This is a genomic window from Novosphingobium nitrogenifigens DSM 19370, from assembly GCF_000192575.1.
GTDB classification, from domain to species: Bacteria; Pseudomonadota; Alphaproteobacteria; order Sphingomonadales; family Sphingomonadaceae; genus Novosphingobium; species Novosphingobium nitrogenifigens.
The window spans coordinates 92422-118805 of record NZ_GL876926.1 but is presented as its reverse complement, the minus strand read 5'-3'; the positions used below and the strand labels follow the sequence as shown (position 1 = coordinate 118805).

At 63.3% G+C, this 26384-nt stretch carries 25 protein-coding genes; 11 read left to right on the top strand and 14 right to left on the bottom strand.

Annotated elements, in window-relative coordinates; translation table 11 throughout:
• Positions 1-79: 79 nt before the first annotated feature.
• Positions 80-2107, bottom strand: coding sequence for a tetratricopeptide repeat-containing sulfotransferase family protein (locus Y88_RS00965; RefSeq protein ID WP_018075300.1), 2028 nt, complete (start codon positions 2105-2107; stop codon positions 80-82).
• A gap of 439 nt (positions 2108-2546) precedes the next feature.
• Here Y88_RS00965 and Y88_RS00960 point away from each other — a divergent pair, with 439 nt between their 5' ends.
• On the top strand, positions 2547-5090 hold the full coding sequence (locus Y88_RS00960; protein ID WP_008065319.1) for a TonB-dependent receptor: 2544 nt from the start codon (positions 2547-2549) through the stop codon (positions 5088-5090).
• A gap of 55 nt (positions 5091-5145) precedes the next feature.
• Here the strand turns inward: Y88_RS00960 and Y88_RS00955 are convergent, their stop codons facing one another.
• From Y88_RS00955 to peaA, 7 genes are read right to left on the bottom strand one after another with little or no spacing between them, the layout of a single operon-like run.
• The gene (locus tag Y88_RS00955) at positions 5146-5760 is read right to left on the bottom strand and encodes a S8 family serine peptidase (RefSeq protein ID WP_008065317.1); all 615 of its coding nucleotides are present in this window, start codon (positions 5758-5760) and stop codon (positions 5146-5148) included.
• Positions 5753-7456 (bottom strand): ABC transporter ATP-binding protein, encoded by a 1704-nt coding sequence (locus tag Y88_RS00950; protein ID WP_018075302.1) that lies wholly within the window; start codon positions 7454-7456, stop codon positions 5753-5755. Before Y88_RS00950 ends, Y88_RS00955 begins: the two co-directional genes overlap by 8 nt.
• Positions 7457-7479: 23 nt before the next feature.
• Positions 7480-8559: a hypothetical protein gene (locus Y88_RS00945; RefSeq protein ID WP_036500009.1), complete on the bottom strand. Its 1080-nt coding sequence runs from the start codon at positions 8557-8559 to the stop codon at positions 7480-7482.
• 25 nt (positions 8560-8584) lie between these two features.
• Positions 8585-9703, bottom strand: coding sequence for a YncE family protein (locus tag Y88_RS00940; RefSeq protein ID WP_008065311.1), 1119 nt, complete (start codon positions 9701-9703; stop codon positions 8585-8587).
• 26 nt (positions 9704-9729) lie between these two features.
• On the bottom strand, positions 9730-10059 hold the full coding sequence (qhpC, locus tag Y88_RS00935; RefSeq protein WP_008065309.1) for a quinohemoprotein amine dehydrogenase subunit gamma: 330 nt from the start codon (positions 10057-10059) through the stop codon (positions 9730-9732).
• Entirely contained in the window at positions 10056-11513 is a 1458-nt protein-coding gene (gene peaB, locus Y88_RS00930; protein ID WP_008065307.1) for a quinohemoprotein amine dehydrogenase maturation protein, read from the bottom strand. The genes qhpC and peaB overlap by 4 nt, the downstream gene beginning before the upstream one ends.
• A complete protein-coding gene (gene peaA, locus Y88_RS00925; protein ID WP_008065306.1) occupies positions 11510-13324 on the bottom strand; it encodes a quinohemoprotein amine dehydrogenase subunit alpha in 1815 nt (604 codons plus the stop codon). Before peaA ends, peaB begins: the two co-directional genes overlap by 4 nt.
• Before the next feature lie 276 nt (positions 13325-13600).
• Here peaA and Y88_RS00920 point away from each other — a divergent pair, with 276 nt between their 5' ends.
• The 6 genes from Y88_RS00920 (at position 13601) to Y88_RS00895 (ending at position 18265) form a co-directional block, all read left to right on the top strand.
• The gene (locus Y88_RS00920; RefSeq protein WP_008065304.1) at positions 13601-14368 is read left to right on the top strand and encodes a TetR/AcrR family transcriptional regulator; all 768 of its coding nucleotides are present in this window, start codon (positions 13601-13603) and stop codon (positions 14366-14368) included.
• Between the two features lie 258 nt (positions 14369-14626).
• Positions 14627-15811: an amine dehydrogenase large subunit gene (locus tag Y88_RS00915; RefSeq protein WP_008065303.1), complete on the top strand. Its 1185-nt coding sequence runs from the start codon at positions 14627-14629 to the stop codon at positions 15809-15811.
• 23 nt (positions 15812-15834) lie between these two features.
• Positions 15835-16392: a MauE/DoxX family redox-associated membrane protein gene (locus Y88_RS00910; RefSeq protein ID WP_008065302.1), complete on the top strand. Its 558-nt coding sequence runs from the start codon at positions 15835-15837 to the stop codon at positions 16390-16392.
• A gap of 8 nt (positions 16393-16400) precedes the next feature.
• Positions 16401-17003 (top strand): thioredoxin domain-containing protein, encoded by a 603-nt coding sequence (locus tag Y88_RS00905; RefSeq protein ID WP_008065301.1) that lies wholly within the window; start codon positions 16401-16403, stop codon positions 17001-17003.
• Positions 17004-17150: 147 nt separating this feature from the next.
• A complete protein-coding gene (locus Y88_RS00900) occupies positions 17151-17696 on the top strand; it encodes a methylamine dehydrogenase light chain (RefSeq protein WP_008065300.1) in 546 nt (181 codons plus the stop codon).
• An 11-nt stretch (positions 17697-17707) separates the two neighbouring features.
• The gene (locus tag Y88_RS00895; protein ID WP_008065293.1) at positions 17708-18265 is read left to right on the top strand and encodes a hypothetical protein; all 558 of its coding nucleotides are present in this window, start codon (positions 17708-17710) and stop codon (positions 18263-18265) included.
• A 55-nt stretch (positions 18266-18320) separates the two neighbouring features.
• Here Y88_RS00895 and Y88_RS00890 read toward each other — a convergent pair whose 3' ends face one another.
• Positions 18321-18890, bottom strand: coding sequence for a TetR/AcrR family transcriptional regulator (locus Y88_RS00890; RefSeq protein WP_026166791.1), 570 nt, complete (start codon positions 18888-18890; stop codon positions 18321-18323).
• 28 nt (positions 18891-18918) lie between these two features.
• Here Y88_RS00890 and Y88_RS00885 point away from each other — a divergent pair, with 28 nt between their 5' ends.
• Positions 18919-19572 (top strand): VC0807 family protein, encoded by a 654-nt coding sequence (locus Y88_RS00885; RefSeq protein WP_008065288.1) that lies wholly within the window; start codon positions 18919-18921, stop codon positions 19570-19572.
• Here Y88_RS00885 and Y88_RS00880 read toward each other — a convergent pair.
• Positions 19556-20431 carry an EamA family transporter gene (locus Y88_RS00880; RefSeq protein ID WP_008065285.1) on the bottom strand — a complete coding sequence of 292 codons (876 nt, stop codon included), beginning with the start codon at positions 20429-20431 and terminating at the stop codon, positions 19556-19558. The genes Y88_RS00885 and Y88_RS00880 overlap by 17 nt on opposite strands.
• A gap of 51 nt (positions 20432-20482) precedes the next feature.
• Here Y88_RS00880 and Y88_RS00875 point away from each other — a divergent pair, with 51 nt between their 5' ends.
• On the top strand, positions 20483-21010 hold the full coding sequence (locus Y88_RS00875) for an Lrp/AsnC family transcriptional regulator (protein WP_008065283.1): 528 nt from the start codon (positions 20483-20485) through the stop codon (positions 21008-21010).
• Here Y88_RS00875 and Y88_RS00870 read toward each other — a convergent pair.
• Positions 20995-22770: an amidohydrolase gene (locus Y88_RS00870; RefSeq protein ID WP_018075305.1), complete on the bottom strand. Its 1776-nt coding sequence runs from the start codon at positions 22768-22770 to the stop codon at positions 20995-20997. The genes Y88_RS00875 and Y88_RS00870 overlap by 16 nt on opposite strands.
• A gap of 529 nt (positions 22771-23299) precedes the next feature.
• On the opposite strand from Y88_RS00870, the gene Y88_RS00865 reads away from it, so the two are divergent.
• Positions 23300-24367 (top strand): acyltransferase family protein, encoded by a 1068-nt coding sequence (locus Y88_RS00865; RefSeq protein ID WP_018075306.1) that lies wholly within the window; start codon positions 23300-23302, stop codon positions 24365-24367.
• Between the two features lie 123 nt (positions 24368-24490).
• A complete protein-coding gene (locus Y88_RS00860; protein ID WP_008065276.1) occupies positions 24491-25009 on the top strand; it encodes a DUF2867 domain-containing protein in 519 nt (172 codons plus the stop codon).
• Here the strand turns inward: Y88_RS00860 and Y88_RS00855 are convergent, their stop codons facing one another.
• The 3 genes from Y88_RS00855 to Y88_RS00845 all read right to left on the bottom strand — a co-directional run bounded on the left by Y88_RS00855 (position 25010) and on the right by Y88_RS00845 (position 26370).
• Positions 25010-25399 (bottom strand): nuclear transport factor 2 family protein, encoded by a 390-nt coding sequence (locus Y88_RS00855; RefSeq protein ID WP_008065275.1) that lies wholly within the window; start codon positions 25397-25399, stop codon positions 25010-25012.
• Between the two features lie 39 nt (positions 25400-25438).
• A complete protein-coding gene (locus Y88_RS00850; RefSeq protein ID WP_008065274.1) occupies positions 25439-26032 on the bottom strand; it encodes a hypothetical protein in 594 nt (197 codons plus the stop codon).
• 77 nt (positions 26033-26109) lie between these two features.
• Entirely contained in the window at positions 26110-26370 is a 261-nt protein-coding gene (locus Y88_RS00845; protein WP_008065272.1) for a hypothetical protein, read from the bottom strand.
• Between the last annotated feature and the right edge of the window lie 14 nt (positions 26371-26384).

Genomic DNA, 26384 nt, shown 5'->3' with positions numbered 1-26384 from the left:
GGACCTGCAATGAGATGAACTCATTGCAGCTCGTTTCACTCAGACGGCGCGCGGCCTTATACCAACCGCACCACAGGTTTCAGGCGAGTTCCTCCGGCACTTGGGGATAGGCTGTTTCGACCGAACCCAGAGCATCGCGCAAGGGAGCAAGCCAGGGTTCGAACTGCTTCCAGTGATCGACGCCATCGGTGAAGATCGGCTGGCGCACCTGCTCGGAACTGGCCGTGCGCACGGCGCGACGATTGCGCCAGAATGCAAGGCACTCTTCCTCGAACGGCACACCGACATGATCGAGCAGGGACCGGACTTCGGCCTCGGTATCGGCGACCATGCGTTCATAGATGACGCGATGGACCGCTCCCGGCGCCTCGCGATCGAACGCTGCCATCTGCCCGACATAGTCGCGATAATAGCGCCCGATTTCCGTAAGGTCGTATGTGAACAACTGCCCCCGCGCGAAGAACTGCTTCCATCCCGAAAAACAGCATCCCATCGGATGGCGCCGCGCGTCGATGATCGTCGCGCGGGGCAGGATCAGCCGGATGAGCCCGACATGCATCCAGTTGTTCGGCATCTTGTCGATGAAGCGCCGCTTGCCTTCCTTGCGATGAACCCGCGTGCGTTCGAGGTACTCCTCGCCCAGCCGGGTCAGCGCCGCCGCATCGAGAGAGCGGACGACATCACCATAGCTTGCAAATTCGCCGTCCTCGACGCGCGAATGAAGCCGGTCGGCAATCATCATCAGGTCGGGCAATTCCATCGTGCCTTCGATCTTCGAATGGCTCGACAGGATCTGCTCGACCAGCGTCGAACCTGCGCGGGGCAGACCGACGATGAAAATGGGATCGTCCGCCTGGCACCCCTGCCCTTCACGGCTGGAAAGAAACGGCGCGGTGAAGATTTCCGCATGTTCGCGCGCATCGCCCGAAATCCGTTCGGGATCATATTCGATCCCCTTGCGCCGCAGGGCATTGCCGCGTGCGTAATGCTCGAAGCTCTTTTCCGCCTCGCCTGCATCCTCATAGGCCTTGCCGAGCGCAAAATGAAGCTGGCTGGCCTGCTCATCGTCCTCGATCCCTTCCTGCGCGGCGAGCATTGCGGCAATGTCCTCGCCGGTCAGCTTGACCGTCTTGAGGTTGGCAAGGCTCCACCAGCCTTCGCCCAGCGCCGGATCGAGCGCAATCGAGCGCCGATAGGCGGCAATCGCATCGGCCTGGTTGCCCAGTGTCTTTTCAACGTGGCCGAGATTGAGCCAGACGCGCGGCTGATCGACGCCCCGCGCAACAAGGCCGCGATAGATCGTCCCGGCAGCCTCCTGCTCGCCCAACCGCACCTGCAACGAGGCCTTGAGCAAGGCATGGCCGACACTGTCCGGTTCGTCCTCGAGCAGGATCGAAGCATGGACCAGCGCATCGGCCACGTCCGGCCCCATCTGCATGATCCGCACCAGCAGCTCGCGCGCGGCCCCGAACCCCGGCGCCACCTCCAGCGTGCGCTTGAGCCGCGCGATCGCCTGATCGAGCTGCCCCTGCCGCCACGCGACTTCGCCATAGAGCCGCAATGCCGCAGCATCGCGCGGCAACATGCGAATGCGCTCCTCCAGCATGGCCTCGACCGTCTGGAAATTCTGCTGGTGCATGGCGATCGCCGCCTTGACCAGAACGGGATCACGCGTCGCCGCCTCGACCGCCTTGGCATCGGCGATCCGGGCATCGGCTTCCCGCCCGGTCTCACGCAGGGCTCCGGCAAGGGCATGCCAGGCGGGGAGGAAATCGGGCTTGAGCCCCAGCGCCCGTTCCAGCGCAACAACGGCCTGTCGTGGCTCGCCCATCTGGCCGTGGACCAGCGCGAGTTCGAACAGGGTCAGGGCCGAACGCGGCTGATCGGCTGCCAGCCGGGCCAGGACCGCGCGCGCCGCAGCCAGATCGCCGAGCAGGCGCAAGGCCTGCCCCTCGATCAGCATGGCTTGCGGATGGCCGGGCACGACCCGCAGGATTTCCCGTGCCTGTCCCAGTGCCATTGCCGGATCGCGCCCCAACAGCGCCGACGCATGACCGAGCGCGGCATCGAGTGTCAGGGTTTTCTCAGGCGCGCCGGGTCCGGCCATGACGTCTTCAACTCCATGCAACAATGGCGGATTGGCCTGCACAGCCCACCCCGCCTGTGATCACCCGAGTCCTGCGCCAGACGACGGGACTTGTCGAGTCTGCCTTAGCCGGACACCAGCGGCCTCGCACCTGCAACCACCCTTTTTGATGCAGGTGCGAGCAAGGCAATTGACAGTCATTTTTCCACTGGCACACTCGATTTCGGACAAGCGTACTAGAACCTGCGCCTTGTCCGAGGGGGACTTCGTCAAATTCTTCGCCGTCTGTCCGAACAGGGCGGACGCACGCCGGATTGTACCGGCGGACGATCTTGCACACCCCTTCGAGGCGGGGCCGCAAGAGCGCGGGCGGCAGGAACCATGGCGAAGCGCAAGTCCCCCGATCACAGGGAATGCCCGAAAGACGGCAGTCCGACGGGCCATTTGAGGGGGTCATGTCATGAAACTTGCTTCGGCGCGGGAAAGCCGTTCAGAACGCAGAACACCATTACGTCGCACTTTGCGCAAAGGGCTCGCCTCCACCATCCTGTCGGGCGCATCCTTGGCAGTCTTCATCCCGGCGCTTGCCCATGCCGCCGACGCACCGCCCGCCGCCGATACGCCGCAAGCCACGACCGGGACCGGCATGGCCAACGGCATGAGCGAAATCGTCGTCACCGCGACCCACCATTCCGAAAGCCTGCAAAAAGTCGCGATCAGCCTTCAGGCGCTCGACGCCGGGAAGCTGGAACAAAACCACGTCGCCAGCTTCACCGACTATGCCACGCTGCTGCCTTCGGTCTCGTTCGAAACGCTCGGCCCCGGCCGCAGCCAGCCGTACTTCCGCGGAATTTCAGTCAGCGGGGGACAGGCCTCGACCGTGGGCATGTACCTCGACGACATTCCGATCACGTCGCCCGGTTCGAACCCGGAAGTCCACGTCTATGACATCGAGCGCGTCGAGGCTCTGTCCGGGCCGCAAGGCACGCTGTTCGGCGCCAGTTCGCTTGCCGGGACGATCCGCATCATCACCAACAAGCCCAAGTTCGACAAGTTCGAATTCGGGATGGACATGGAAATCAACAAGTGGGGCAAAGGCGATCCCGGGGGATCGCTCGAAGCCTACATGAACATCCCGCTGACATCGAACCTTGCCGTACGCCTGATGGGCTTCGTCGATCGCACCGGCGGCTACATCAACAATACTCACGGCATCTACAACTACCAGTCGGTTCCGATCACGCTCGACAACGCCTCTCTGGTCAAGAACGCCTACAATGCGACCGAGGAGCACGGCGGCCGCGCGGCGATCAGCTGGGAACCGGCGCCCGACTGGGTCATCACCCCGCAAGTCACCTATCAGTATCTCAATTCGCAGGGCGGCTATAACTATGACCCGCGCGTCGGCGACCTCGCCGTTCACGACTACAGCCCGACCTGGCTCAAGGACCACTGGACCCAGGCCGAACTGGCGATCAAGGGGCATATCGGCGATTTCGAACTGGTTTCGGCAACCGGCCTGTTCTCCCGCACTTATGCCAATGCGAACGATTACACCTATTATTCGGTCACTTATGACCAGCTCGTCGCCGGAGGCAGCGTCGGCAGCTACTATACCAATTTCACCGACAAGAACGGGAAATACATCAACCCGACACAACAATATTACGGCCACGAGCACGACAAGAAATTTACCCAGGAAGTCCGCCTGAGCACACCGAAATCATGGCCATTCCAGATGACTCTCGGTGGATTTTACCAATACCAGCGCTACAGCTATGATGACAATTATTACATTCCGGGGCTATCGAGCGCTCTGAACTCCGGTGTCCCCGACGCCTTCCCCCCATTCTCCCCTGCCGTCGGTGGGGTTTACACCCCCGACTCCTATTACCTTGTCGAGCAGGACCGGCACTTCAAGGACGGAGCCTTCTTCGCCGAAGGCAATTACAACGTGACGCCCACGGTCAAGCTGACCGGCGGGGTCCGCTACTTCATTTCGGACAACGGCACCTATGGCTTTGCCGGAACATGGGGCAGCGCCGACAGTTCAAGGGCCCATCAGGCGAATGGGACCCAAGGGTGCTGGAACGAGGACAACAGCGTCCTTTACGGCAAGTTCATCCACCCCTCGCGCCTAAGCTGTATCAACGTCAACACCGGCTATCACGAGACCGGAGAGACTCACAAAGCCAGTGTCAGTTGGCAGTTCACGCCGTCGAAAATGGTCTATTTCACCTATTCGACCGGCTTCCGTCCCGGTGGCGGCAACCGACTGGCCAATGCGTCGCCCTACAAGTCCGACACGCTGACCAATTTCGAAATCGGCTGGAAAACGACCTGGGGCCGCCACTTCCGCTGGAACGCCGCCCTCTATTATGAAAAGTGGAACGGCATTCAGTATGTGGTGATCCCGCCCGGCTATCAGGGCGCGGGCGTGACCGTGAACGCGGGCAATGCGCGCGTCTACGGGATCGAAAGCGACGTCGAATGGAGACCGATCACCGGCCTTACCCTGTCGGCCAACGGCGCCTATAACGACGCCGCGCTGTCGAGCAATTTCTGCAATCTCCAGTCCCGTACGGACCTGACCATCCGCTCGACCTGCTCGACTTATGGCGACGACATGGCCGCCGCCAAGGGCACGCGCCTCCCCCGCCAGCCTCGGTTCAAGGGGTCCGCAACGGTTCGCTACGAATTCGCCCTCGCGGGAACCAATGCCTTCCTCCAGGGGCAAGTCCTGCACCAGTCCGGCAGCACCTCCGACCTCGACGTGTCCAACGACGCCCTGCTCGGCGATACGGCAGGCTTCACCACGTTCAATTTCTCAGGGGGGACCAAGCTCGGCAAGTTCTCGGTCGAAGCCTATATCGAAAACGCTTTCGACAATCGCGGCATCCTGTCGAAGAACACCTTCTGCTCGATCCAGTACTGCTCGGGCTCGTCACGCAGCTATCCGACCAAGCCGCAATTCTTCGGCCTGCGCGTCGGCTATAAATACTGATCGAATCGCAAAAGCGGGAAGCGGGCGGCAGCGACAAGCTGACCGCCCGTTCTCCTTAAAGACGCCCGGAAGCGACCAGTCCGGCAACTTGTGCGGTGGCAAAGCTGATCCCGTGAAGGTTGCGCCGCTGCGGTACACCCGGGATCGGGCGGGGATAGCCCGAGGCATAGAGAACCCCGTCCTTTTGCCGCACCTGGCCTCTGGGCACCTCCCAATCGAGACCAACCGCAAGAACGCCGCTACATTGCCCAGGCCAGCACGGCATGTCCTCTGCCGCCATCAACGGCGCCACGACACGCGCGGGGCAGATCTCCACGGCGTGGTCGAACAAGGCCGCATGGGCGGGATTGGCTGTCCCCAGGCTGCAATTGACCAGATCAGCGCCATGCCGCCCTGCCCAATCGATCGCAGTGACCAGAGCCCGCGCACTGGCCCGCAAGCCCTCGCGAAAGACACGGATCGGCAGGATGTCAGCCTCAGGCGCCAGTTCCTGTATCGCTGCCGTGACTGCGGTTCCGTGGCCCAGCCTGTCGCGACAGGCATCATGCTCATCAACGATAGTGCCATCGGACAGGATCATCACGCCCGGCAGGATCCGGTCGGCCAGAATATGGGGGTGATCAAGGTGAACCCCGCTGTCGATCACCACGATCCGAACGCGTTCACCCATCCGCACGCCTCTCGACCAGCGCGCGCCCGGCCTGCAAGGTGACGACCATGTCCGCCATCGCCGCGAGCGCAGGTTTGTGCGTTATCACGATCAGGGTAGCCTCGGGCATGGCCGCCCGCACCCCTTCGGCAACGCGCCGCTCGGTTTCCGCGTCAAGGGCGGCGCTGGGTTCGTCGAGCACGAGCACGCCAGGCTTGCGCAGCATCGCCCGAGCAAGGGCGATCCGTTGCCGCTCCCCAGCCGACAGGGCAAGGCCGCGTTCCCCGACCGGCGTGGACAGCCCTTGCGGCAGACGCGCGAGCAAAGGCCCAAGGCCCGCCGCTTGCGCAGCGGCGGCAATCTCGCCCTCCCCCGCATCGGCACAGGCAAACCCGATGTTTTCCGCAACCGTCGCATTGAACAGGAACGGCGTCTGGTCGATCAGGACCACGCCACGCCGCAAATCACCCAGCGCCAGGTCACGCACATCGATCCCGCCGATCAGCACCCGCCCCGCATCAGGATCGCGAAAACGCACGATCAAATCGGCGAGTGTCGACTTGCCCGCCCCGCTCTCACCAAGAATGGCGACCGTTGCCCCTGCAGGAACGGCAAAATCCACGCCTGCCAGAACTGCATCGCGATCATGCCGGAAATGCACGCCTTCGAAAGTCAGCGACAAAGGCCCCTGCGGCAAGACAAGCGGATCTTCTGCCTCCACGACATCGGGCGGCGTATCGAACAACTCGAAAATCCGCGCCAGTGCCACCCGCGTCGATGCAAGGCCTGCCGACAATCCCAGCAAGGCCTGAACCGGAGCGAACAGACGGGCGTGATAGGCCATGAAGGCCACCAGCGTCCCGATCGTCATCTCGCCCGACAGGATGCGCCACCCGCCATAGAGCGTGACCGCCGCACTCGTCGCTGCGAGCAGGGCTCCGGGCAGGGCCCCGGCCAGGAACGAGCCCAATTGCATCCGCAGCATGGCGGCAACGAAGGCGCGATTGCGGGCGGCAAAGCGGTCGGCTTCGTGCCGCTCTCCACCCAGCGCCGTCACCACGCGCATACCCATGACCGTATCGACCAGGAAACTGCCCAGATCAGCCCCCCGCTCGCGCATGGTCTGGGTGATGTCGACCAGCCGCCGTTGCAAGCGGACGAAGACCAGCACGGCAACCGGCACCAGCACCGTACCGACCACGAACAGCCGCCAGTCGAGCCAGACCATCATCGCCAGCGATCCGGCGAGGAACAGCACATTGCCAAGCACGGCGAGCAAGGTATCGCCCGCCGCCCGCTGCACGTCACTGACATCGTTGTTGATCCGGCTCATCAGGTCGCCGAGACGGAACCGGGCATAGAAACGCGGGCTCAAACGCTGAAGATGGACGAGCAAGGCCACGCGAATATCGAACAGCATCGAGGCCGAGAGCGCCACATAGCTGTAGGAGGACAGCACATTGAGCAGCGCCCCGCCCACTGTCGCCCCCAGAACCATCAGCGCGATGCGGACAAGCGCGGAAAAATCGTGGCGCAACAGCGCCTCGTCGATCATCAGCTTGGACAGCCACGGCTGCACCAGCCCGACCGCAGTCGCGACAAGATTGATCAGCAGGACAACCGCCAGCCGCCCGCGATAGGGCATGATCCACGGCAGCAACCGGCGATAGGTGCGCCAGTCCGCCACCGGCGGCGTAACCGGCGCGCGAGGCGGCATCGTGTCGGGGCGCGTTGGAGGTGTCAGGCGACGCGATCCCGCCGGACGAGACGATCACCAGCCAGAACGAAGCCCGGCTCCCCTGCCTCGGCCAGTTGCCGCGTACACCATGCATGCCCTTCGGCAAGGGCGGCGGCTTCCTCCTGCCACCAGTCGCTACGCCCGCCATGGGTATAGAAGGGCAGCGACGCGGCAAGGTGGCGCCGCATCGCCGCAATCACCATCGCGCGATAATGCGCGCCCAAGGCGGGCCCGTCCTGCACCGGGTCGAGCAAGGGACGGTCCACGCCGCATACTGCCGCCGCGACCGCCCCTGCAAGCAATCCACCCCGCACCGCCATCGCCGTCCCGTCGCCGCAGATCGGATCGAACGCGACCGCCCGGCTGCCGATCAGCAACCCTGCGTGATCGGCAAGGTCGTCGGCGATCCGGGGCGCAGTTTCAAAGCGGGCCTCGACATTGCCCAGTGTGGCAATCGCGGGCGCGACAAGGCGGCTTTGCCCAAGGCAGGCATCCGGATCGCCACCGACCGACAGCAACCAACCGGTCCCGTCGCCGACGGGCATCAGGAACAGCCAGCCTGCGTCAAGCGTTTCTACCTGCACCGCCTCGCTGTCGACGCCCTCGGTCAGCACGACCGGAGCCCCGGCGGCACGCCGCGACCCGAAATCACGCATCGAACATTCGCCCTGCCCCCCGACGGCATCGAGCGTGAAGGCCGCAGCCGATGGTCCGCTATCGCTTTCCTGGGGAGGAGGCAGGGCAGCGCCAAGACGCTCGCCGGACAGGATCAAACCGTTGTGCGGAAAACTGCGCGGTGTCTCGTCGCCCCAGCAGACCAGCCGGCGAGCGATGCGATGGCCTCGGGCAAGAGTGTCGGTCAGCGCCGCATGTCCGGCAAAGACATCGGCGAGCAGCGCCTGCGCCTGCTCCCCCAACATGACCACCGGTGCAGGACGCGCAGGGATTGGGGGCGTGAACGGCGCGGGCTTCCCCCCGAAAGCCGACTTCACATCCACGCCCCGGCCAACAAGACAATGTGCGGCAGTCGCGGCGGCAACGCCCCGTCCTGCCAGCACTACGCCTTGCGGCAATTCCCTCATCCAAAGTCCCCGCAACTTCGGGATGTTATTTCAGGATCAACATGCCCGCCATCGTGGCATCGGCGCCCAGATCCCAGGTCTTTTCGTATTTCATCGTCGCCGCGTCATAGACTTCGATGTCATAGCTGGCGCCATAGACATAGAGCTTTGTTCCATCGCCCGACATTCCGAGCGTGAAACGCGAACGGCAGTGGAATTCGACCTTGTCGGTGAGCTTGGCAGTGGCGAGATCGAATTTCCAGAATTCGCAACGCTTGTTGCCGGTCGCGCCATAAGTCGCGGCGGTATAGGCCGTCTTGCCGTCCGGGGTCACTTCGAGCCCGCTGATCTGGTTGGTGATCGGCCCGATCGGCGTGAAATCGAACTTGCGGTGTGTGAGGTCGACACGGCCGAGGCCGAACACCTTGTTATGGACATAAGGATCGGCAGCCGTGAACAACGAGACCAGTTCGTTCGGGCTGGTCATCTGCAGCCCTTCGACCCCGCTGCCGAAAGCGACGTTTTCATATCCGGTCGCATCGGCCTTTTGCAGATCGATACGGTCGACGACTTTCAGCGTCGCGGTATCGACGACGAGAACCTTGTCCTTGAAGGAATAGAGCGTCTTGCCGTCAGGCGAAATCGCCAGGGGCGAGCGCCAGCCGCCACCCACCGCGTCGTCCTCGGGGCTCAGTTCCACCGCCTTGACGATCTTCTTCTGGGCAATGTCAATCATCGCGAATTCCTGTCGCGAGACCGAATAGCGATCGACCTTCTTCTCGATATGATTGACGATCGTGTAGAAATAGCGGCCGGTCGGATCGGGCACACCGCCATTGAAGCGATAGCGATCGGTGGGTGTGTTGAGGCTGAACTGCGTGAGGACGTGGCGCGTTGCCGCGTCGAGCACGATCACCCCGCTGGTGGTGATCGTCGTCGCAAAGACTTTCTTGCCGTCCGCAGTCAGGCGCAGCGAGACCGGAAGACCGCTTTCGAGCGGGATACGCTCCTTGACGGTCCCCGTTGCTTCATCGACCGTGAACAGCTTGTCGGGATACGTCCCCAAAAGCAGCGTCCCGGCCTGGGCGGGACATGCGGCGGAACACAGACCAAGCCCCAGCGCGAGCGCGGCGGCACGGATTCGAAACGAAAGACGCGGCTTCATGACGGATCACCCGGGCGCTGGACGGTTCAGGGAAAGACGATGTCGAGATTGCGCCAGTCCTTGGTCGCAGCCGCGCACTTGCTCGCCCAATCAGGCGAATAGTTCACGTGATCGGCCATCTGCACCGGCCAGAAACACGTGACGTAGCAGTCATAGATGTCGCGCTCAACCGGCTGACACAGCCCCGCGGTGCCCCCGCTCGCGTCCACTTCCCAACCGGGCGAGAACGACAGCGAACATCCCATCGGGACATGCGGGCGCGGCGCCTGTTGCAGGGCGACGACATCCTCTTCCATTGCCGCAAGATCGGCCTCGATCCGGCGCGCCTTGGCGTTGAGCGGCTTGAGGTGCTTCATGACTGGACCTTTCGATCGGCAAAGCGGTCAAGGAATGCAGGATTGCGGGCGGCAAGCGTGCCGTAGATCCCGAGGCAGCGATCGGTCCATTCGCGGATCCAGTCGCAGTAATGCAGGTTGGCATGACCGGTATCGCCATACCGCACGAAAGCCTCGTGATGGCAGCCCCCGGCACAAAGCGGACGCGCCCAGCACGACGTGCACTCGTATTTTGCGCCGACGTGACCGCGCGCGAGGAAATCCACACGCTTTTCATGATCGACGCCGTGATCGACGTGGCCGAGCACATGATCGTCGGCATCGGTGAAGCGGTGGCACGGCGACAAGTCGCCCGAAGGACTGACGCCCAGAAGGCCGATACCCGCGCCGCAGGGATGCGACTTGTTGGTGCCCGCGACAAGCTCGCCAATCGTTTCCGACACGTTGGAAAAGCCGTGCATCTGCCCGCGCAGGGCATGGTCGAGCCATTCCTGTGCCAAGGCATGGAAACCGGCCAGAACGGTTCCCATGCCATCGCCGTCGAGGCCCCAGTCGCGGTCCTCGCCTGCACTCGTCACCGGCGCGAAACCGATTTCGTGAAACCCGATCTCGTCCTTGAGATGGCGATAGATGCCCACGACATCGGTCACCCCCGCGCTCAGCGTGACCCGGGCGGTGATCGCACGGCGGCGATGACGCGCGATCAGAGCCTTGAGCCGAGGCAGGATCACCGCATAGCTGCCCTTGCCGCTCTTGTAGACGCGCCGTGCGTCCTGCAGCTTTTCCGGCCCGTCGATCGAGACGGTCACCCCGATCGCCTTGTCGGCGAGAAAATCGATAATCTCGTCGGTCAGCAGCGTGGCATTGGTCGTCAGGCTATAGGTGACTTTCCGCCCGTTTTCCGCAGCCCGCTCGTCTGCATAGGCAACGACATCGCGCAAGAGACGGAAATTCATCAGCGTCTCGCCGCCGAAGAACGTGATGTGGACGCTTTCGCGCCCCTTGGCCCCGTCGAGCAGGAAATCGACCGCCGCCCGCGCGGTTTCGGGCGTCATGTACTTGGGCTTGCCGGTCGGCGTCGCAATGCGATCGGCGCCGAATTCATAGCAATACGTGCAGGCCAGATTGCACTGGTTGGTGATGTTGAGCACCAGGGCCTGCAAGGGGAAGTCGGCAGGCGGCGTATCGACCGCCGGGGCCGCGCTCACCACCTGATCGGATTCGATCAGGCGGACGAGCCGCAATTCGCGCAACAGGCCATCGGCATCGGCCGGGTCCATTCCGTCGGCCACCAGCGCGGCGGCCAGTTCGTCATGCGCGACCGCGCCGCCCTGCAGGCGTTCGAGCACGTCGGCAGTCGCCCCATCGAGCGCGAAAATCGCGCCCGCAGTCGGCAGATAGACGAATTCGGCATCGGCGGCGGCGAAACGATGCATTTCGCCCGCGCGATAACGGTGGAGCAGCGGCGCGCTCATTCGGAAATCTCGGGCTGGTCCCAGCGCTTGAACGAGGGAATGGTCACCACGAGATAGGCCTTGGCCGTCAACGGCTTGCCCAGTGTGTCACGGGCGGTCTTCGCCGTCGCAACGACCCAGACGTCACCGTAATTGTTGCGGTTGCCGCTACGCTTGGCGTTGGGGCCGTCAAGATTGGGGGTAAAGAACCCGGCCTTGGTAATTGTGCCGACGAAATCCTTGTCGTCGTCATACCAGGTGGCCCGAAATTCCTCGAGGCTGAAATCAGCATCGACCAGCCCGACCTTGACGTCGTCGGCGGTATTGGGCTTGCCGTCGGGACCGACGTCGAAGCCCCAGGCTTCGAACTGGTTGTAACCGCGCGGATGGGCTTCACCACCAAGGCGTGCGATCGCGGTTTCGGGCGTCACCTTGATATAGTCGACCCGGTGCCACACCGGCAAGGCGCCGGGCAGGACGGCCGAGCCGACCTTCACGTCATGGAGACCAGCCGCGACATCGGCCGCCGCGTCAACGCTCACCACCAGTTCATCAGGCTTGGCCGAGACGATTTTCGCAACCGACAGCCCACGGCCGAGATCGATCGTCTTTGCCGAAAGACCGGTCGGGAATGCATCGCCATAGATGTGCAGCACTTGCCCCTTGGCGCCGGCCTTGATCCCGCCTGCCGAAACCGCGCCGATCACCGGCGTTCCGTCCGCGCGGATCAGTTCCACGTCGTAGCCGAATTCCTGATATTCACCCCAGAACCAGCGTCCCGCCGCACTCTTGCCGTCGGCCGAGAACTGCATGACTTCGCGCAAGGGCTGATCCGGCGCGTCGGGCGCGAACGTCCCGCCCGTTGCAGCGCCAGCCCGACCACGCCACGAATAGCCGCCATAGACGACGCCGTTGCCCGACGAGGCAATCCCGGCCCCGCCACCCAGCGGATGGAGCGCGATCCTGGTCGCGAACTGCTCGGGCGCGCTACCCCCAGTTACATCCATGGTCCCGAACCACTCGCCCTTGCCGGGAAGATTGGCACTGATCAGCCATTTGCCCGCAAGATGCGCTTCGTGGGGCTGCTTGCTCCACTGCACCCACTCCGCGCTGTGAAGCGGGGCTGCCTTGCGCAGATAGGCAAGCGCAACTTCGCCCGACGTCAGCGGAATGACCCCCGGCTTGTTCACCACCGGCGTGGTCTGGCCCAAGGTCGCACCCGGTTCGTCGGTCGCGGGCTTTCGATACTGGGCATCGGCCTGCGAATAGAGGGCGATATGGAATTCCTGCAGCAGCTTCCACTCCGCTGCCGAACGCCGCCACGACAGCGGCTGGGCAAAGGCATGGCAAGCAGCACACGCGGTGCGCAGGGATTCGCTGGGAATATTGGTTTCGTCGATGACGCGCTTTTCGACGAGATAGGAAACCGGCTTTGCCTCTTCGGGCGCAAGACCATGGCTTCCGGCAAGATAGCGCACGATATGACGCGCATCGTCGGGCGTAATTGCCGCACCGTTCAACCGGACCATGCGCTTGATCGCCTGATCCCAGCCTTCGGGCGTGGTGCGAAGCCAGGAAATCCGCGACAGATTACCCTTGGCGTCGGGCGTATGACAGGTACCGCACTTCTCGCGGGTCAAGGCGTCGGTGACGGGGATGCCTTCCTCGGTCTCGGCCACAGGCGTGGCCGAACCGGACAGCGATTCCCCGGCGACGGCACTGGTCGTCGCCAAGGCCGCGGCAGCGAGCAGCAACATCGTGCCGCGTCGCCCGCCAAATCGGACATGCGTCACGGCGCCATCCGCATCCTGTTCCGGAAGTGGGCGAACCATCGGTCAATCGTCCCCTTTGTGGTGATCTGCGGCGCAACCACACCGCCGAGACAAGAATGCGACCCGGAAACGACCCCCCCGAGCCCCGCACAACCGCCGATTCGCGGCTGCGGACAAGCGAAAAACTGGGCAGATGTCCTAAGTTGGTCAATCGCTTTGTTGCGATGCGGCAATAAGCATTCTCAATGCGGACGAAATTGGACTGGAAAACCCCCGAACCATCACGCAATGTGGGCAGTCAGGGGACTTTATCGAGCCGACCGGGAAGGCATTGCCGTGAATGACGTGAACCCGGATCTGACCGCCCCGGATCTGACCGCCCCGGATCTGACCGGCCCGGCCTTGACCGGAGGGACGGACGTCGCCGACGCCCCCGTCAATCACGTCCCCCTTTCGCCGCATCGCCCCGGCACGTACCTGCGCGGAACCGAAACGGTCTCGGCCATTCTCAAGGCCGCGCTCTCGGTCCTGATCAACGAAGGCGCGGGCGCATTCACCATCCGGCGTATCGCCGCCGAATGCGGGATGAAAGTCGGCAATGTCAGCTACCATTTCCCGCGCAAGGAACTATTGGTCAAAGTTCTGCTCGACGACTTGCTCGAAAGCTACAACAAGGTGCTCGACACCCGCGTGCGCCGCCCGGACCTCAGCACCGAGGAACGCTTGCGCCTTGTCATCGTGATCTGCCTTGATGACATCGCGGGCATGCGCACAACCCGGCTGTTCACCGAACTGTGGGCGCTTGCCAATCACAACCCGTTCATCGCCGATCGCGTGCGCGCCTTCTATCAGCGCGTCCACGACGTGATCTCAGAATACGTGACCGAGCTCAATCCGACTCTGCTGCCCGACGAAGTCCATACCGTCGCCCTGTTCATCAGCGCGGCCATGGAAGGCACGACACCGTTCCTGGGCTTCGAAAAACCGTGGGCCGCCAAGATGCCTGCGATCACCCGGATCGCTGCCCGTCATCTGGTTTCAATCGCAAGTACGATCACAGCTGAGGAAATTCACGAGCTCGCCCCCGTCCCGCCGCTTCCGTGAGGCGAATGACGGCGACCTGACTTCCGCCCGCGTTCCCGCGGCGCAACGCTCGCCCGCAGGCGTTGCATTTCCGCCGCCTGCCACAACAAAGGTGGGACCTGCGGGCGAATGCGTCTTGACTCAATTTGGACGCTCGTCAAATGTTTGTGCGATCACTGATGGGGGTGCGCACTTCATTGACGCGCGTCCGCATCGGACCATCATGCATCAATTGAAGTGACCATGCCGACGTCACCGCGTCCAGAGGGGCCTGCCACGATGAAGTCCGCCGCCATGCCCAAGCTTTCCGCCGCCTCCGCGATGGGCCTTGCCCTTGCCGCGACCATCGGGGCGATCTGCCTGCCTGCCGCACCCGCCCTTGCCGGGACCGCCTCGGTCGAGCCGGAAGATTCCGATGTCGCCCCGCTCCCCATGCCCAAGCCCAGTTGGTTCTATATCCAGCGCGGTTTCGTGCAGGCCGGAACCGGCGTCTACGACAGCGCCACCGGCAAGTATCTTGCCCAGGTCGAAACGCCCGTTCTGGGCGATCTGGCGATCGACCCGGCGGGCAAGCACTACTACGTCGCGGAATCGGTCTGGACCCGCCGCCTGCACGGCAAGCGCCAGGATTTCATCTCGATCTACGACAGCACCGGGCTCAAGCTCGAAGGCGACCTCGACATTCCGGGCCGCATGCTGGTCGGCGGACGCCTCCACAACTTCATCGTCAGCGATGACGGCAAGACCGGCTACGTCTACAACTTCAACCCGGTCTCCTCGGTCAACGTGATCGACCTTGCCAAGCGCAAGTTCGTCAAGACATTCGAACTGCCCGGCTGCGCCGACATCGTGACCTATCCCGGCGTAGGCCTTGCCGCGCTGTGCTCGGACGGCTCGATCGCCTCGATCAACCTGAAGGGCGCAAAGGAAGAGATCACCCGGACCGAGCCGTTCTTCAACGCGACGAACGACCCGATTTTCGACAACTATGCCTATGACAAGAGCAAGGCGCAGATGACGATGCTGACCTATACCGGCCTCGTCTATACCGCCAAGCTCGGGGCCAAGCCGGAAGTCAGCACGCCGTTCTCGATCCAGGAAGCGGCTGGCATCCGCAAGGGCGACACCAAGCCGCTCGAAGTCAACTGGTTCCCCGGCGGCGGCCAGCCGCTCGCCCTGCACTATGCCTCCAATCACATGTTCGTGCTGATGCACGCCGGTGAATTCTGGTCGCACAAGGCTGGCGCGACCGAGATCTGGGATCTCGACGTGACCGCGCACAAGGTGGTCAAGCGCCTCTCCGTCAGCGGCGAACCCAATTCGATCCAGGTCACGCAGGAAGCAAAGCCCCACCTCATCGTTGCGGGCGACGATGAAGTCGTGCAGGTGATCGACCCGGCGACCGGCGAAGTGAAGAGCCGGATCAAGGATGCGGGCACCGGCCCGATCCAGATCGCTGAATAAGCGCCACGGAGAGCTTTGACGCCATGAACTCCATTCTGGTCGAAACCGGTCTTGCTGGTGCCGTGGGCACCGGGATCGTGTTTGCCGGAGCGGGGCTGGCAAAGCTTCGCCACCGCGAACTCTTCCCCGGCGTCGTTGCCAATTACCGCCTGCTGCCCCCTGCGCTCGAGGCTCCGGTCGCCCTGCTCCTGCCTTTTGTCGAGGTGGTGCTGGGCGTCGGCCTCATTGCCAGCGGGCTTACGGGCGGGAAACTGGCTTGGCTCGGCTGGCCTGCGGCGGCGCTGTTCCTCGGTTTTGCCGCGGCCATGGCGATCAATATCCGCCGGGGTCGCGCCCATATCGATTGCGGCTGCGGCCGCTCGCAATTGCGCCAGCCGTTGAGCTGGGGCCTGGTCGTTCGCAATGGCGTGCTCGCGGCTCTTGCCGTCTGCCATGCCGTTGCCGGCGCCCCGGCCACGGCGCCGGATGCTGCGGGACTTGCCGTGGCTCTTGTCGCCGGACTGGCGCTGTACCTGTTCACCCTGCTTTTCAACGCCCTTGCGGCGCTGGCGGCCTCGCCGCTGGCTAGCGGACGGAGATAACCCTCGCGATGCTGACTGCCCTTGTAATCTCTTCGATCTTCGCCTGGGTGGTGATCCTCGGCCTCGTCATCGCGATCCTTGCCCTCGCCCGGCAGGTCGGCGTGCTGCACATGCGCGTGGCACCGGCAGGCGCGCTGACGACGGCAGGCGGCCCCTCGGTCGGCGCCAAGTCGCCCGCGATCCCGACCAAGACCATCGACGGCGCCAGCGTCAGCGTGGGCGGCCCTGCGCCGGGTTCGGCGCTGCGCCTCCTGATGTTCGTTTCGGCTTCGTGCCCGCTGTGCAAGAACCTGATCCCGATGGCCAAGAGCTTTGCCCGCGACGAACGCGTGCAGCTGATCTTCGTCGGCGACGACGACACCGCGGTTCAGCGCGACATGATCGCCAAGCAGGGTCTTGAAGGATACCAGTTCATCAACGGCCCCGACGTCGGCCAGGCTTTCGAAGTCGGCAAGCTGCCTTACGCGGTCCTGCTCGATGCAGACGGCGTCGTGCTGTCAAAGGGCCTCGTCAACAGCCGCGAACATCTCGAAAGCCTCGTCGTCGCGCACGAGATGGGGATCCGTTCGGTTCAGGACTACATCAACGGCCTGAACAAGGAACTCGCCTGAGACAGAGCCTGATGGGGCGGCATGACTGCCCCGACGAATTTGATCCCTTGCGGGATCGTAAAGACGAAGACCACCATGCCCGGCATGGGCTGATCAAACCAGATGGCGGCTCAGCCCATGCCCGCCGACCGGACAACGGGGGATGTTATGAAGAAGTTCAATGCTGACAGCCTTGGGGAAAAGGTGCTGCGGCGTTTTGCCGGCGGCACGTCGCGACGCGGCATGCTCGCCCGCGTCGGGGCGGCTCTCGTTGCGGCGCCGGTTTTCCCGCTGCTGCCCGTCAGCCGCGCGGAAGCGGCAGGCAAGCCCGACCGCTCGCCGGAAACCAAAACGGCCTTTGCCCGTGCGGCACAGACCAGCGACGACACCAAGTGCAATTACTGGCGTTATTGCGCGATCGATGGCGCGCTATGCACCTGCTGCGGCGGCGGCATCCACACGTGTCCTCCGGGCGCGGAACCCTCGCCGGTGTCGTGGGTCGGGACCTGTATCAATCCCGAAGACGGCAAGGCCTATCTGATCGCGTACCGCGACTGCTGCGGCAAGTCGTTCTGCAACAAGTGCAACTGCAACGGCTCCGATCGCGAAACGCAGATCTACACCCCGCAGCTCAACAACGACATCATCTGGTGCTTCGGCACGCAGAGCATGGAATACCATTGCTCGACCGCGGTTCTCGTCGGCGCAGCCTGAGACCCGGCCTGATGTCGAAGACCCGTTTTCAGGTGGCAAAGCCCTTGCTCGCCGTCGCGATCGTCGCGGCGGCGGGGATCGGCCTTGCCCGCGGCAATCTCCATGCCGCCCCCGGTGAAGCACACCCGGCACCGCTCGACCTTCATGCCTTGATGAGCGACCCCGATCAGGCGCGCATCGATTACATCGAACAGTGTGGCGGTTGCCATGGCGTCCGCGGGGATACAGTCCCGGCCCATCTTCCCGAACTGGAAGGGCGCGTCGGCTGGTTCATGTGCACGCCCGAGGCTCGCGCCTATCTGATCCGCCTGCCCAATGTGGCGCACAGCCGGATCAAGGATAACGCCGAACTCGCCGACATGATGAACTATGTCGTCTTCGTGCTGGGCGAAGGCAGTGCCCCGGCGGGCACCAAGCCTTTCACCACCGAGGAAGTCGCCCACGAGCGCCAGTTTGCCCTCACCAACAAGAACCTGACGGCCGAACGCCTGCGCCTGACCACCGATCTGGTCCGCAAGTGCCGTGCGCCGGAATCGATCAAGCAGCTCTATCCGGGCGAAAAGCTGTAAATCCTGCATCCGGGATGTCGGAAGGACCGAGATCCCGGATGGAACTCGCGCCACGTCAAAGCAGGCGGTCGAGCAAGGCCTCGTCAGGGCCGATCTGACCATCCAGCATCAACATCGCCAGCCCATGCACGAGCGCCCACGAGCGCAAGGCGTGGATTTCGACTTCGCCACCCTCGCGCGCGGCCAGTTGAGCGGCATGGACCTGCAACAAGGCCCCTGCTTCGGTTCCCCGCCGCTCTTCCACATCTGACGCCGCCAAGGCAGGCGAGGCAAAGATCAGGCGAAACAGCGCCGGATTGGCAAGCGCGAAATGGACATAGGCCCGCCCGGTCGCGGCAAAGCCCGCCTCGCCTCCACCTGCGGCCCGATCGGCCGCTTTCTGCGCCTCGCCCAGTTGAACCAACCCTTCATGCGCCAGCGCGGTCAACAGCGCCTCCTTGTCGGGAAAATGGCGATAGACGGAGGTGGCGCTTACCCCGGCGGCCCGCGCCACTTCACGCAAGGAGAGCGTTTCGGCGTCACGTTCGGCCAGCAATCGCAACCCCTGGGCGATCAGGGCCGAGCGCAAGTCGCCATGGTGATAGGGCCGTTTCGCAATGTTGACAGCGTTAGCATGATCCGACATGATAACAGTGTAAACATTGGGATGCGCCATGGGAAGTCCGATCCGATCCCTGATCCGTCACAATGGTGGCGTCATCGCGGCCGAAGCACTGGTCAATATCCTCGCACCGCTCGCGCTCTATGAAATGACCGTCGGGCACCGGGGCGAAGTCGAGGCCTTGCTCGTTTCCTCGCTCCCGCCCCTGATCTGGAGCCTGATCGGGCTCGCACGGAAACGAAAGCTCGATGCCTTGTCGGTGCTGGCACTGGCGGGCATTGCACTTTCGTTGCTGGCCTTTTTCGGTGGCGGGTCGGTTCGCTGGCTCGCCCTGCGCGAAAAGATGGTCACTCTGGCGATCGCGCTCGCATTCCTAGGTTCGGCGGCAATCGGGAAACCGCTGATCCTGCCGCTCGCCCGCGCCACGCTTGCACGGGAATCCGGTGAGGAACTGGCCGAGTTCGAACGCCGTTCCGGGGAAAGCTCCATCCGGCGGACCATCATGGTCATGACGCTGGTCTGGGGCTTTGGCCTCCTCGCCGATGTGCTCGTCTCGGTGGTGCTGATCTGGACTGTACCGATGCCTGTCTATCTCGTGGCGGGGCCGGTCCTGCTATATGTGACGCTCGGCGGCCTTGGCCTGTGGACGGCGCTCTATCGCCGCCACCGACGGGCCGCCGGAGCGCGGATCATTCCGAAGGCATGACCGATCCGATCGAGGCCGCGATCACCAGTCCGATTGCCAGCCACTGCTGCATCGTCAGGTGTTCGCCCAGCAGCATGGCTCCGGCAAAAGCGCCCACCGCCGGTTCGACGCTCATCAGGATACCGAAACGTCCCGCCGGAATGCGCTTCATCGCCACCATGTCGAGCGTATAGGGAATGGCGCTCGACAGGATCGCTGTCCCCAGACCCAGCACGATCACCGGCGGCGACAGGATCGCCGCACCGGCCGACGCCACGCCGATCGGCACTGCAAAGATCGACGCGGTTGCCATACCCAGCGTCACCGCCTGAACCGCCGGAATATTCCCGGTGCGCTGGCCAAAGATGATGTAGAGCCCCCAGCAGACCCCGGCCCCGAGCGCAAAGATCACGCCGACCGGATCGAGCCCGTGCTGTGCTTCGCGCAAAGGCAGCAGCAGCGCCAGACCACCTGCCGCAAGAAGAACCATGAGAATATCACGCGGACGACGCGATTTCACGACGGACACCGTCAGCGGCCCGAGGAACTCGATCGCCATGCCAAGTCCGAGCGGGAGCGTGCGCAACGACATGTAAAAGCTGAGATTCATCAGCCCGAGCACGATCCCGTAGCGGATCACCGCCACTTTGTCCGCGCGCGTCAATTTCGTCCGCCAGGGGCGGAACAGCACCGACATGATGATCGCGGCAAACCCGACCCGATAGGCAACCGCCCCCGGCGCACCGATCACCGGGAACAGATGCTTGGCAATCGACGTCCCGACGCAGACCGAAGACATCGATCCCGCCAGCGCCAGATAAGGGAGCGCACGCGTCAGCAACGGGGAAGCGGAACGGGTCGAGGCAGTCATGGTCGTCATGCGGCTCCTATAGCCGGTCTGCTCTGGCGAAGGGCGCCGAATTCAGCCATCATGCGCCTGTTTCCGTCACAAAAATGGCCTGCCTCGATCAAAACCGTCGAACTCGATGAATTCGATCAGCGAATCCTTGCGATCGTGCGTCGCAACAATCTGGAACCCGCACGCTCCATCGCGCAACAGGTAAGTCTATCGGAAAGCGCGGTTTTACGACGTCTTCGGCGACTGCGAACGACCGGCGTGATCGTCGCCGACGTGTCGCTGATCGATCCGGCACGACTTGCCCCGTCGATCACAATCCACGTTCTGGTCGAATTGAACCAGACCGGGCTGGTGCGGGAAAAGGCGCTTGTCTCGCGGCTCGAACAGCGGCCCGAAGTGATCGGTGCCTGGAATGTCACCGGCCGGGCCGATTTTCTTATCACCGTCGCGGTGCCCTCGATCGAAGCCTATCAGCGCTTCGCCGACGAAGTTCTGGCCTCGGACGAGAATGTCCGGGGTTTCGAAACGCTTGTCGCCCTGCGCGAAATCGTCCGGTCCGATCCCTTGCGCGCAGGGCTTCCCCGTCAGTCCGCCGAGTAGACGACCTTTCCACCGACCATCGTCATCAGCACCCGCGTATCGGCAATGGCGCGGGGATCCCCGGCAAAGATGTCGCGATCGATTTCGATAAGATCGGCAAACTTGCCCGGTTCGAGCGATCCGGCCACCTTTTCCATGCGCAATTCATAGGCAGCGCCGGTCGTGATCGCATGGACGGCCTGCGCTACCGTCAATCCGGGTCCGGGCAGCGGATGGGCATATTGCTCGCCCGCCGACGGCGCGTTCAACCGGGTCACCCCGACCTTGAGCGCGAACCATTCGTCGAGCGGATCGACCGGCCAGTCACTGCCATAGGCAATCGGCGCGCCCGCCTGCGTCAGATAGCCCGACGGTTCCAGCCGGGCATAGCGGTCGGGGCCCATGAACTCCTTCGCCCCGCCAACCGTATCGGCAGCCTGCTTTTCCCATTGGAACGACAGGACGGGAATGACGCCCAAGGCCTTGTACCGGGCATAGTCGGCCGGATCGACGCTCTCGTCATGGGCGATCGCGGGACGCGTGCCCCACTCGGGATGCGCCTTGCGCAAGGCTTCGCTGGCGTTGAGCGCAATGCGTACCGCGCCGTCGCCATCGGCATGCATATGCGGATCGAACCCCAGGGCGGCGAGTTTCTGCACCAGCGGATCGAGCACCGGCTGCGGGAAATAGGGCGCAGGCCCAGTGCCGCCACTGGGCTGCCAGTCGGGCATGTCGGCCGTCCCCTTGTTCACGCGATAGGGTTGCAACATCACGCCGGTAAAGGCAGGCGCCGTGATCACGCCGTCCATGAACAGCTTTACATTGCGAACGGTAATCCCCGGTTGCGGGCTCAGTTCGCCCTGATCGTACGCCTTGCGCAAGGCGACGATCCCGGCAATCGCCTTGTCCGGCGCGGGCCCATCCTTGGGCTCGATCACCGGGGCGAAATGCGCCCGCGCGGTCAGGCCGCCTTCCTTCGCTACTGTCGAAAAGGCCTCAACCGCCTCGGGCGGAGCCGCCGCGTCGAGAAAGCCGGTGACGCCCTGCTTTGCCATGGCAGCCAGAGCCGCCCGCGCTGCCGCATGATTGTCTGCGACCGTAGGCGGAGGCACCAGTCGGCTCAACAGATGCTGCGCTGCATCCTCCAGCAATCCCGTCGGCTGCCCGTTCGCGTCGTGATGGATCTGTCCGCCCACCGGGTCGGGCGTCTTTCCCGTGATCCCCGCCAGTTCCAGCGCGCGGCTATTGGCCAGCGTCGAATGCCCGAACGAGGATTGAATGATGATCGGCCGCTTCGTGGGCAAAGCATCGAGCAAGGCCTTTGTCGTCTCCACCCCGATCGGCTGGGTTTCCTGCTGGAACCAGTTGATGACGACCAGCCATTTCCCTTCCGCCGCAGAGCCTCCGTGATCGAGGCACCCCTTCACGATCCCCTGCATTTCCGGAATGGTCAGGCGTCGATAATCGAGCGTGCACGACAACAGCCCCAACCCACCGGCCAGAGGATGCATGTGCCCGTCGATCAGACCGGGCATCACCACCCGCCCTTTGAGATCGACCTTGCGCGTCCCCGCCCCGGCCAACGCCAAGGCCCCGGCATCATCCCCCACATAGACGATCCGCCCGTCCCGCACCGCCAGCGCGGAAACCACCCGGTCCCCGGCGTCGAGCGTGTGAATGGCGCCATGGGTAAAGACCACGTCGGCCGCAACGGGAGGAGCCGCCATGGCCGCAACCGGTGTCAGGACCATCCCAATCGAAGCCAGCAACCGCGCCTTCATCACCTATCCCCTCGCCGTTTTCGAGTCGCCGCAAATCCGGCAACCCCATCTGCGATCACTGCGCATTCCCGACGAACTTGGCCACTGCCTTGTTATCAGAGGATGAGAGAGGAAAAGAAGGATGCGAGGGCCATCGCCCTCGCGCTCCCGGCAGCCGACGAGGTACGCCCCGCCGTAACCCCCACCGACCGAGTTTGGGACGAAGCCGCCATCCGCAAGCCGAGATCAAAAGTGCGGCTGTCAGTCCAGCATCGAACGTTCTGAAAGGCAGCAAGCAGCGGTGGCGCCATATCGTCGGGTCAGTTCGCTGCGGAAAAATGAGCCCGGTGAGGTTGATCCCGGCACTCCCTGACTTTTGGCTACCCTGACGGCTTTTCATCGGGATGGATGAAGGCGGGCTTGGGCGCGTGACGGTGCCGGGAATCCTGGCGAAATCCGCCAACCGTTTCTTATCGTACGAAATTTTTGGTGACATCACAGCTCATTTGCCTATTGCCGCCCGCGGAAGTGCTAGAATCTGGGGACAATAATGCGTGGAAGCGGGCGTGAGCGCCTGCCGCTGATTGACGCCATGCGTACAATCGCGGCAGCGGCCGTTGTTTTTTATCATGCGGAAAATCTGTTCTGTACTAACGGACTGTTTCGCAGAGGTTATCTGTTTGTTGACTTGTTTTTTCTGATCAGCGGTTTTGTTCTTACGCTATCCATCGAAAAGAACGGGCGCATGTCTATCGATGGCCTGACTTTCTTCAAGGTCCGGTTTCGCCGCTTTCTCCCCATGACCGCGATCGGCCTGGTAAATGGCGCTTTGCTAATGGGCGGAGCCTCGCCGGTCAGCATGACCATTGCCAACATAGCACTTGGCCTAGTGATGGTGCCCAACCTCTTTTCCGGGGGAGATATCTTTCCTCTCAACTCGGTACAGTGGTCGCTGATGCAAGAATTGCTCGCCAATATAGCGCATGGCTTCGTGCTCAAGCGGATGAACGACAGGCAACTGGCACAGCTGGCAGGAGTTCTGGCGTTGCTGTTGATTGTGTCGATTGCCGTGCTGGGCGAGAACACGGGCGGTCCCGGTGTCAACAATTGGTGGCAGGGCTTGCCTCGCGGCGGCTTCAGCTATGTGGCGGGCATGTTGCTTGCGCGGCGCAGGTTGATCGCTCCGCCCGGGCCGGTTGTCTCGTGGCAGCTATCGCTGTTGGCGCCGGTGGTTATCATCGTCCTCATAAACCAGTTTCCGACTGCGAACTGGCGAGGGCCGGTGCGCGTCATTGGCGATATTGTCACATGTCTTGTGCTATTCCCGTGGTGCCTTTGGGTGGCTTCGTCCGCCCCGGTTCCTGCCCGGGTGGGTATCTGGTTGCGTCGCGCAGGCAGGCTGTCGTTTCCGATCTATGCCGTGCACTTGCCGATCATCAGGGTACTGGCGCCTGCAAATGAAGTCATGGCGCGAACGTATCCGGGCCATTATGCCATGCTTCATGCGCTGGCGCTGGTTGCTTCGTTTGCCGCAGCCTCGGTCATCGCTATCATACAGACCGTTTGGGCCCAACGCGCGCGCCGCGCAGTCGGTCAGCGAGTTCCGCAACCGTCCTGAACCGAGACAACGCCAGTGCTGGTTCAAACGGTCAGATCACTTTCGGCGCGCCACAGCGGCAGTTCCTAACGAAAGCCGACACAGCCATGCTATTGCCGAGGATCACAACCGAGGAGCCGGTGTATGGGCGAGGTTGAACGCGGGCATTTGATCGGGCCTTGGGAAAAGCTCGATTATTTCGACAGGCAGTCGATCGACTTGCCGCGTGCGGTCGGTCTGTTGGAGGCGTGGAACATCCTGATGGAGAAGCCTTGGCCGGGGCTGAAGTGGGCGTTTCGGGTTCGGGATGCGATTTCGGCGCGGTTCGGGGTGAAGCGGATCGGGGGATTTTCCGGGCAGCGAAAGGATGCGGTGGTGGTCGGGGAGCGGCTCGATTTCTTCCTTGTCGAAGGGGTGGGGCCAGAGGCTCTGCTGCTGACCGAGCGGGACCGGCATCTTGATGTCATGACCTGTATTTCGGTCAAGGAGACAAGGCTATCGATCACGTCCTCGGTGATCGTCCACAACTGGTTCGGGCACACCTATATGATACCGGTCGGCCCTGCGCACAAAGTGATCGTGCGCACCATGCTGGCGCAATTGCAGCGGACATTGGCCGAAGAAGCGGGGTCGGTGGAGCATGAACTCGGCCGGTCCGGGTGATCAGGCCAGCGTCAGGTAGAGTTCCGCTTCGATCATCCAGGCCGAACCGAACTGACGCCACTTGGCCGTATAAGTGCCGCTCGCAAGCGTGGTTCCGGTCGATGCCGCGACACCTTGCCAATGGCCGTGTTCGAAACCGATCGGTTCGATCCGGGACACGGTAATGGTTTCCGGCGTGCGGGTGTAAATCGTCGGGTCGGATGCGGAAAACTCCCGCCTCCACGCCAAAAGCTGCGCCTTGCGGCCCGACAGGAGAGCGCTGTCGGTGCCGGTGACGAGAACCGCATTGGGCGCAAGGAAGGCGCCGAGAGCGGACACATCGCGTTCGGCCAGCGCGCGGTTGAAGGCGCTGCGTTGAAGGCGGATGGCAAGGTCGGGGGATGACTGCATCGGCGGCTCCGGCAAGGATTGGAAAGCGGCGGTGCCGGATCAGTCCGGCTGCGCCTGCTTGATGACATGGAACGCGCCGCCCATCAGCCGGGTCACTTCCTCGGCGCTCAGGACATAATGCGGTTCATAGCGAAGCCCCTGTTGCGGGGTCTTCTTCCAGTGATCGACATAGAGCCCCTTGTTGGGACCAAACGTCAGGTCGACGTGCTTGGACAGCCGCGCCGGGCCCTGCGCCGAATAGGCCGCACGGAAAATCGCAATGTCGGCAACATAGGGACCGACCATGACCCAGACGTGGCCATCCCAGTCGGGTTGCGGGGTCGCGAAGACCTGCGCCCCATCGAAAGGTTCGCGATTGCCGAAAACGGGTTCGCCCGCGACTGACAAAGTCCCCGCGACAAGGTGGATCGGGGCGTCGATCCGGCGTTCGAGAGCCACCGCCAGCGCCGCGCTCATCAGCGCCGAAGCGCCCGGAACAGGGGGAAACACCTTGAGAATCTCCAGCGCGCATTGCGACAGCGCCGCGCGATCGGCTTCGTTCATTTCATAGGCCTTGAAAGCCTTGGCAGCGGGCCAGCCGTGCTGGGCGGCCACGCGCTTGCCGAGTTCGGCAATATCCCTGGGTGTCGACATCGCCCCCCCATAGGGCATTGGCCGGTGTCACACAAACGGCGCGCAGCCGAGGTCCCGGTTCCCCGGATACCGCCCTCTCAGGCCGGCGTTTCGACCAGTTCGGCAATCTCGAAGACGAAGCTCTTCCATCCCCGTATCCTTGCAGCCTCGTCCACCGGCGCGCGCTTGCGCCGGGCTTCGGCCAGCGAACGGGTATGGCCCCAGAACACTTCGGTCTTGCCGTTTTCGAGCACGGCAACGATCCGCCAGTAATGGGTGAAGGTGTCGGTCGTCGGCCCGATCGTCTTCACATACCCGTCCGGCATCGTCGCGGTGAGATAGCGGCGCTTCTTCTTCATCGCTGGCCCGTTCG

Excerpts from the sequence above, each read along its gene's own strand:
- Y88_RS00965 (WP_018075300.1), bottom strand. The coding sequence starts at position 2,107 with ATGGCCGGACCCGGCGCGCCTGAGAAAACCCTGACACTCGATGCCGCG.
- Y88_RS00960 (WP_008065319.1), top strand. The coding sequence starts at position 2,547 with ATGAAACTTGCTTCGGCGCGGGAAAGCCGTTCAGAACGCAGAACACCA.
- Y88_RS00955 (WP_008065317.1), bottom strand. The coding sequence starts at position 5,760 with ATGGGTGAACGCGTTCGGATCGTGGTGATCGACAGCGGGGTTCACCTT.
- Y88_RS00950 (WP_018075302.1), bottom strand. The coding sequence starts at position 7,456 with ATGCCGCCTCGCGCGCCGGTTACGCCGCCGGTGGCGGACTGGCGCACC.
- Y88_RS00945 (WP_036500009.1), bottom strand. The coding sequence starts at position 8,559 with ATGAGGGAATTGCCGCAAGGCGTAGTGCTGGCAGGACGGGGCGTTGCC.
- Y88_RS00940 (WP_008065311.1), bottom strand. The coding sequence starts at position 9,703 with ATGAAGCCGCGTCTTTCGTTTCGAATCCGTGCCGCCGCGCTCGCGCTG.
- qhpC (WP_008065309.1), bottom strand. The coding sequence starts at position 10,059 with ATGAAGCACCTCAAGCCGCTCAACGCCAAGGCGCGCCGGATCGAGGCC.
- peaB (WP_008065307.1), bottom strand. The coding sequence starts at position 11,513 with ATGAGCGCGCCGCTGCTCCACCGTTATCGCGCGGGCGAAATGCATCGT.
- peaA (WP_008065306.1), bottom strand. The coding sequence starts at position 13,324 with ATGGTTCGCCCACTTCCGGAACAGGATGCGGATGGCGCCGTGACGCAT.
- Y88_RS00915 (WP_008065303.1), top strand. The coding sequence starts at position 14,627 with ATGAAGTCCGCCGCCATGCCCAAGCTTTCCGCCGCCTCCGCGATGGGC.
- Y88_RS00910 (WP_008065302.1), top strand. The coding sequence starts at position 15,835 with ATGAACTCCATTCTGGTCGAAACCGGTCTTGCTGGTGCCGTGGGCACC.
- Y88_RS00905 (WP_008065301.1), top strand. The coding sequence starts at position 16,401 with ATGCTGACTGCCCTTGTAATCTCTTCGATCTTCGCCTGGGTGGTGATC.
- Y88_RS00900 (WP_008065300.1), top strand. The coding sequence starts at position 17,151 with ATGAAGAAGTTCAATGCTGACAGCCTTGGGGAAAAGGTGCTGCGGCGT.
- Y88_RS00895 (WP_008065293.1), top strand. The coding sequence starts at position 17,708 with ATGTCGAAGACCCGTTTTCAGGTGGCAAAGCCCTTGCTCGCCGTCGCG.
- Y88_RS00890 (WP_026166791.1), bottom strand. The coding sequence starts at position 18,890 with ATGTCGGATCATGCTAACGCTGTCAACATTGCGAAACGGCCCTATCAC.
- Y88_RS00885 (WP_008065288.1), top strand. The coding sequence starts at position 18,919 with ATGGGAAGTCCGATCCGATCCCTGATCCGTCACAATGGTGGCGTCATC.
- Y88_RS00880 (WP_008065285.1), bottom strand. The coding sequence starts at position 20,431 with ATGACGACCATGACTGCCTCGACCCGTTCCGCTTCCCCGTTGCTGACG.
- Y88_RS00875 (WP_008065283.1), top strand. The coding sequence starts at position 20,483 with ATGCGCCTGTTTCCGTCACAAAAATGGCCTGCCTCGATCAAAACCGTC.
- Y88_RS00870 (WP_018075305.1), bottom strand. The coding sequence starts at position 22,770 with ATGAAGGCGCGGTTGCTGGCTTCGATTGGGATGGTCCTGACACCGGTT.
- Y88_RS00865 (WP_018075306.1), top strand. The coding sequence starts at position 23,300 with ATGCGTGGAAGCGGGCGTGAGCGCCTGCCGCTGATTGACGCCATGCGT.
- Y88_RS00860 (WP_008065276.1), top strand. The coding sequence starts at position 24,491 with ATGGGCGAGGTTGAACGCGGGCATTTGATCGGGCCTTGGGAAAAGCTC.
- Y88_RS00855 (WP_008065275.1), bottom strand. The coding sequence starts at position 25,399 with ATGCAGTCATCCCCCGACCTTGCCATCCGCCTTCAACGCAGCGCCTTC.
- Y88_RS00850 (WP_008065274.1), bottom strand. The coding sequence starts at position 26,032 with ATGTCGACACCCAGGGATATTGCCGAACTCGGCAAGCGCGTGGCCGCC.
- Y88_RS00845 (WP_008065272.1), bottom strand. The coding sequence starts at position 26,370 with ATGAAGAAGAAGCGCCGCTATCTCACCGCGACGATGCCGGACGGGTAT.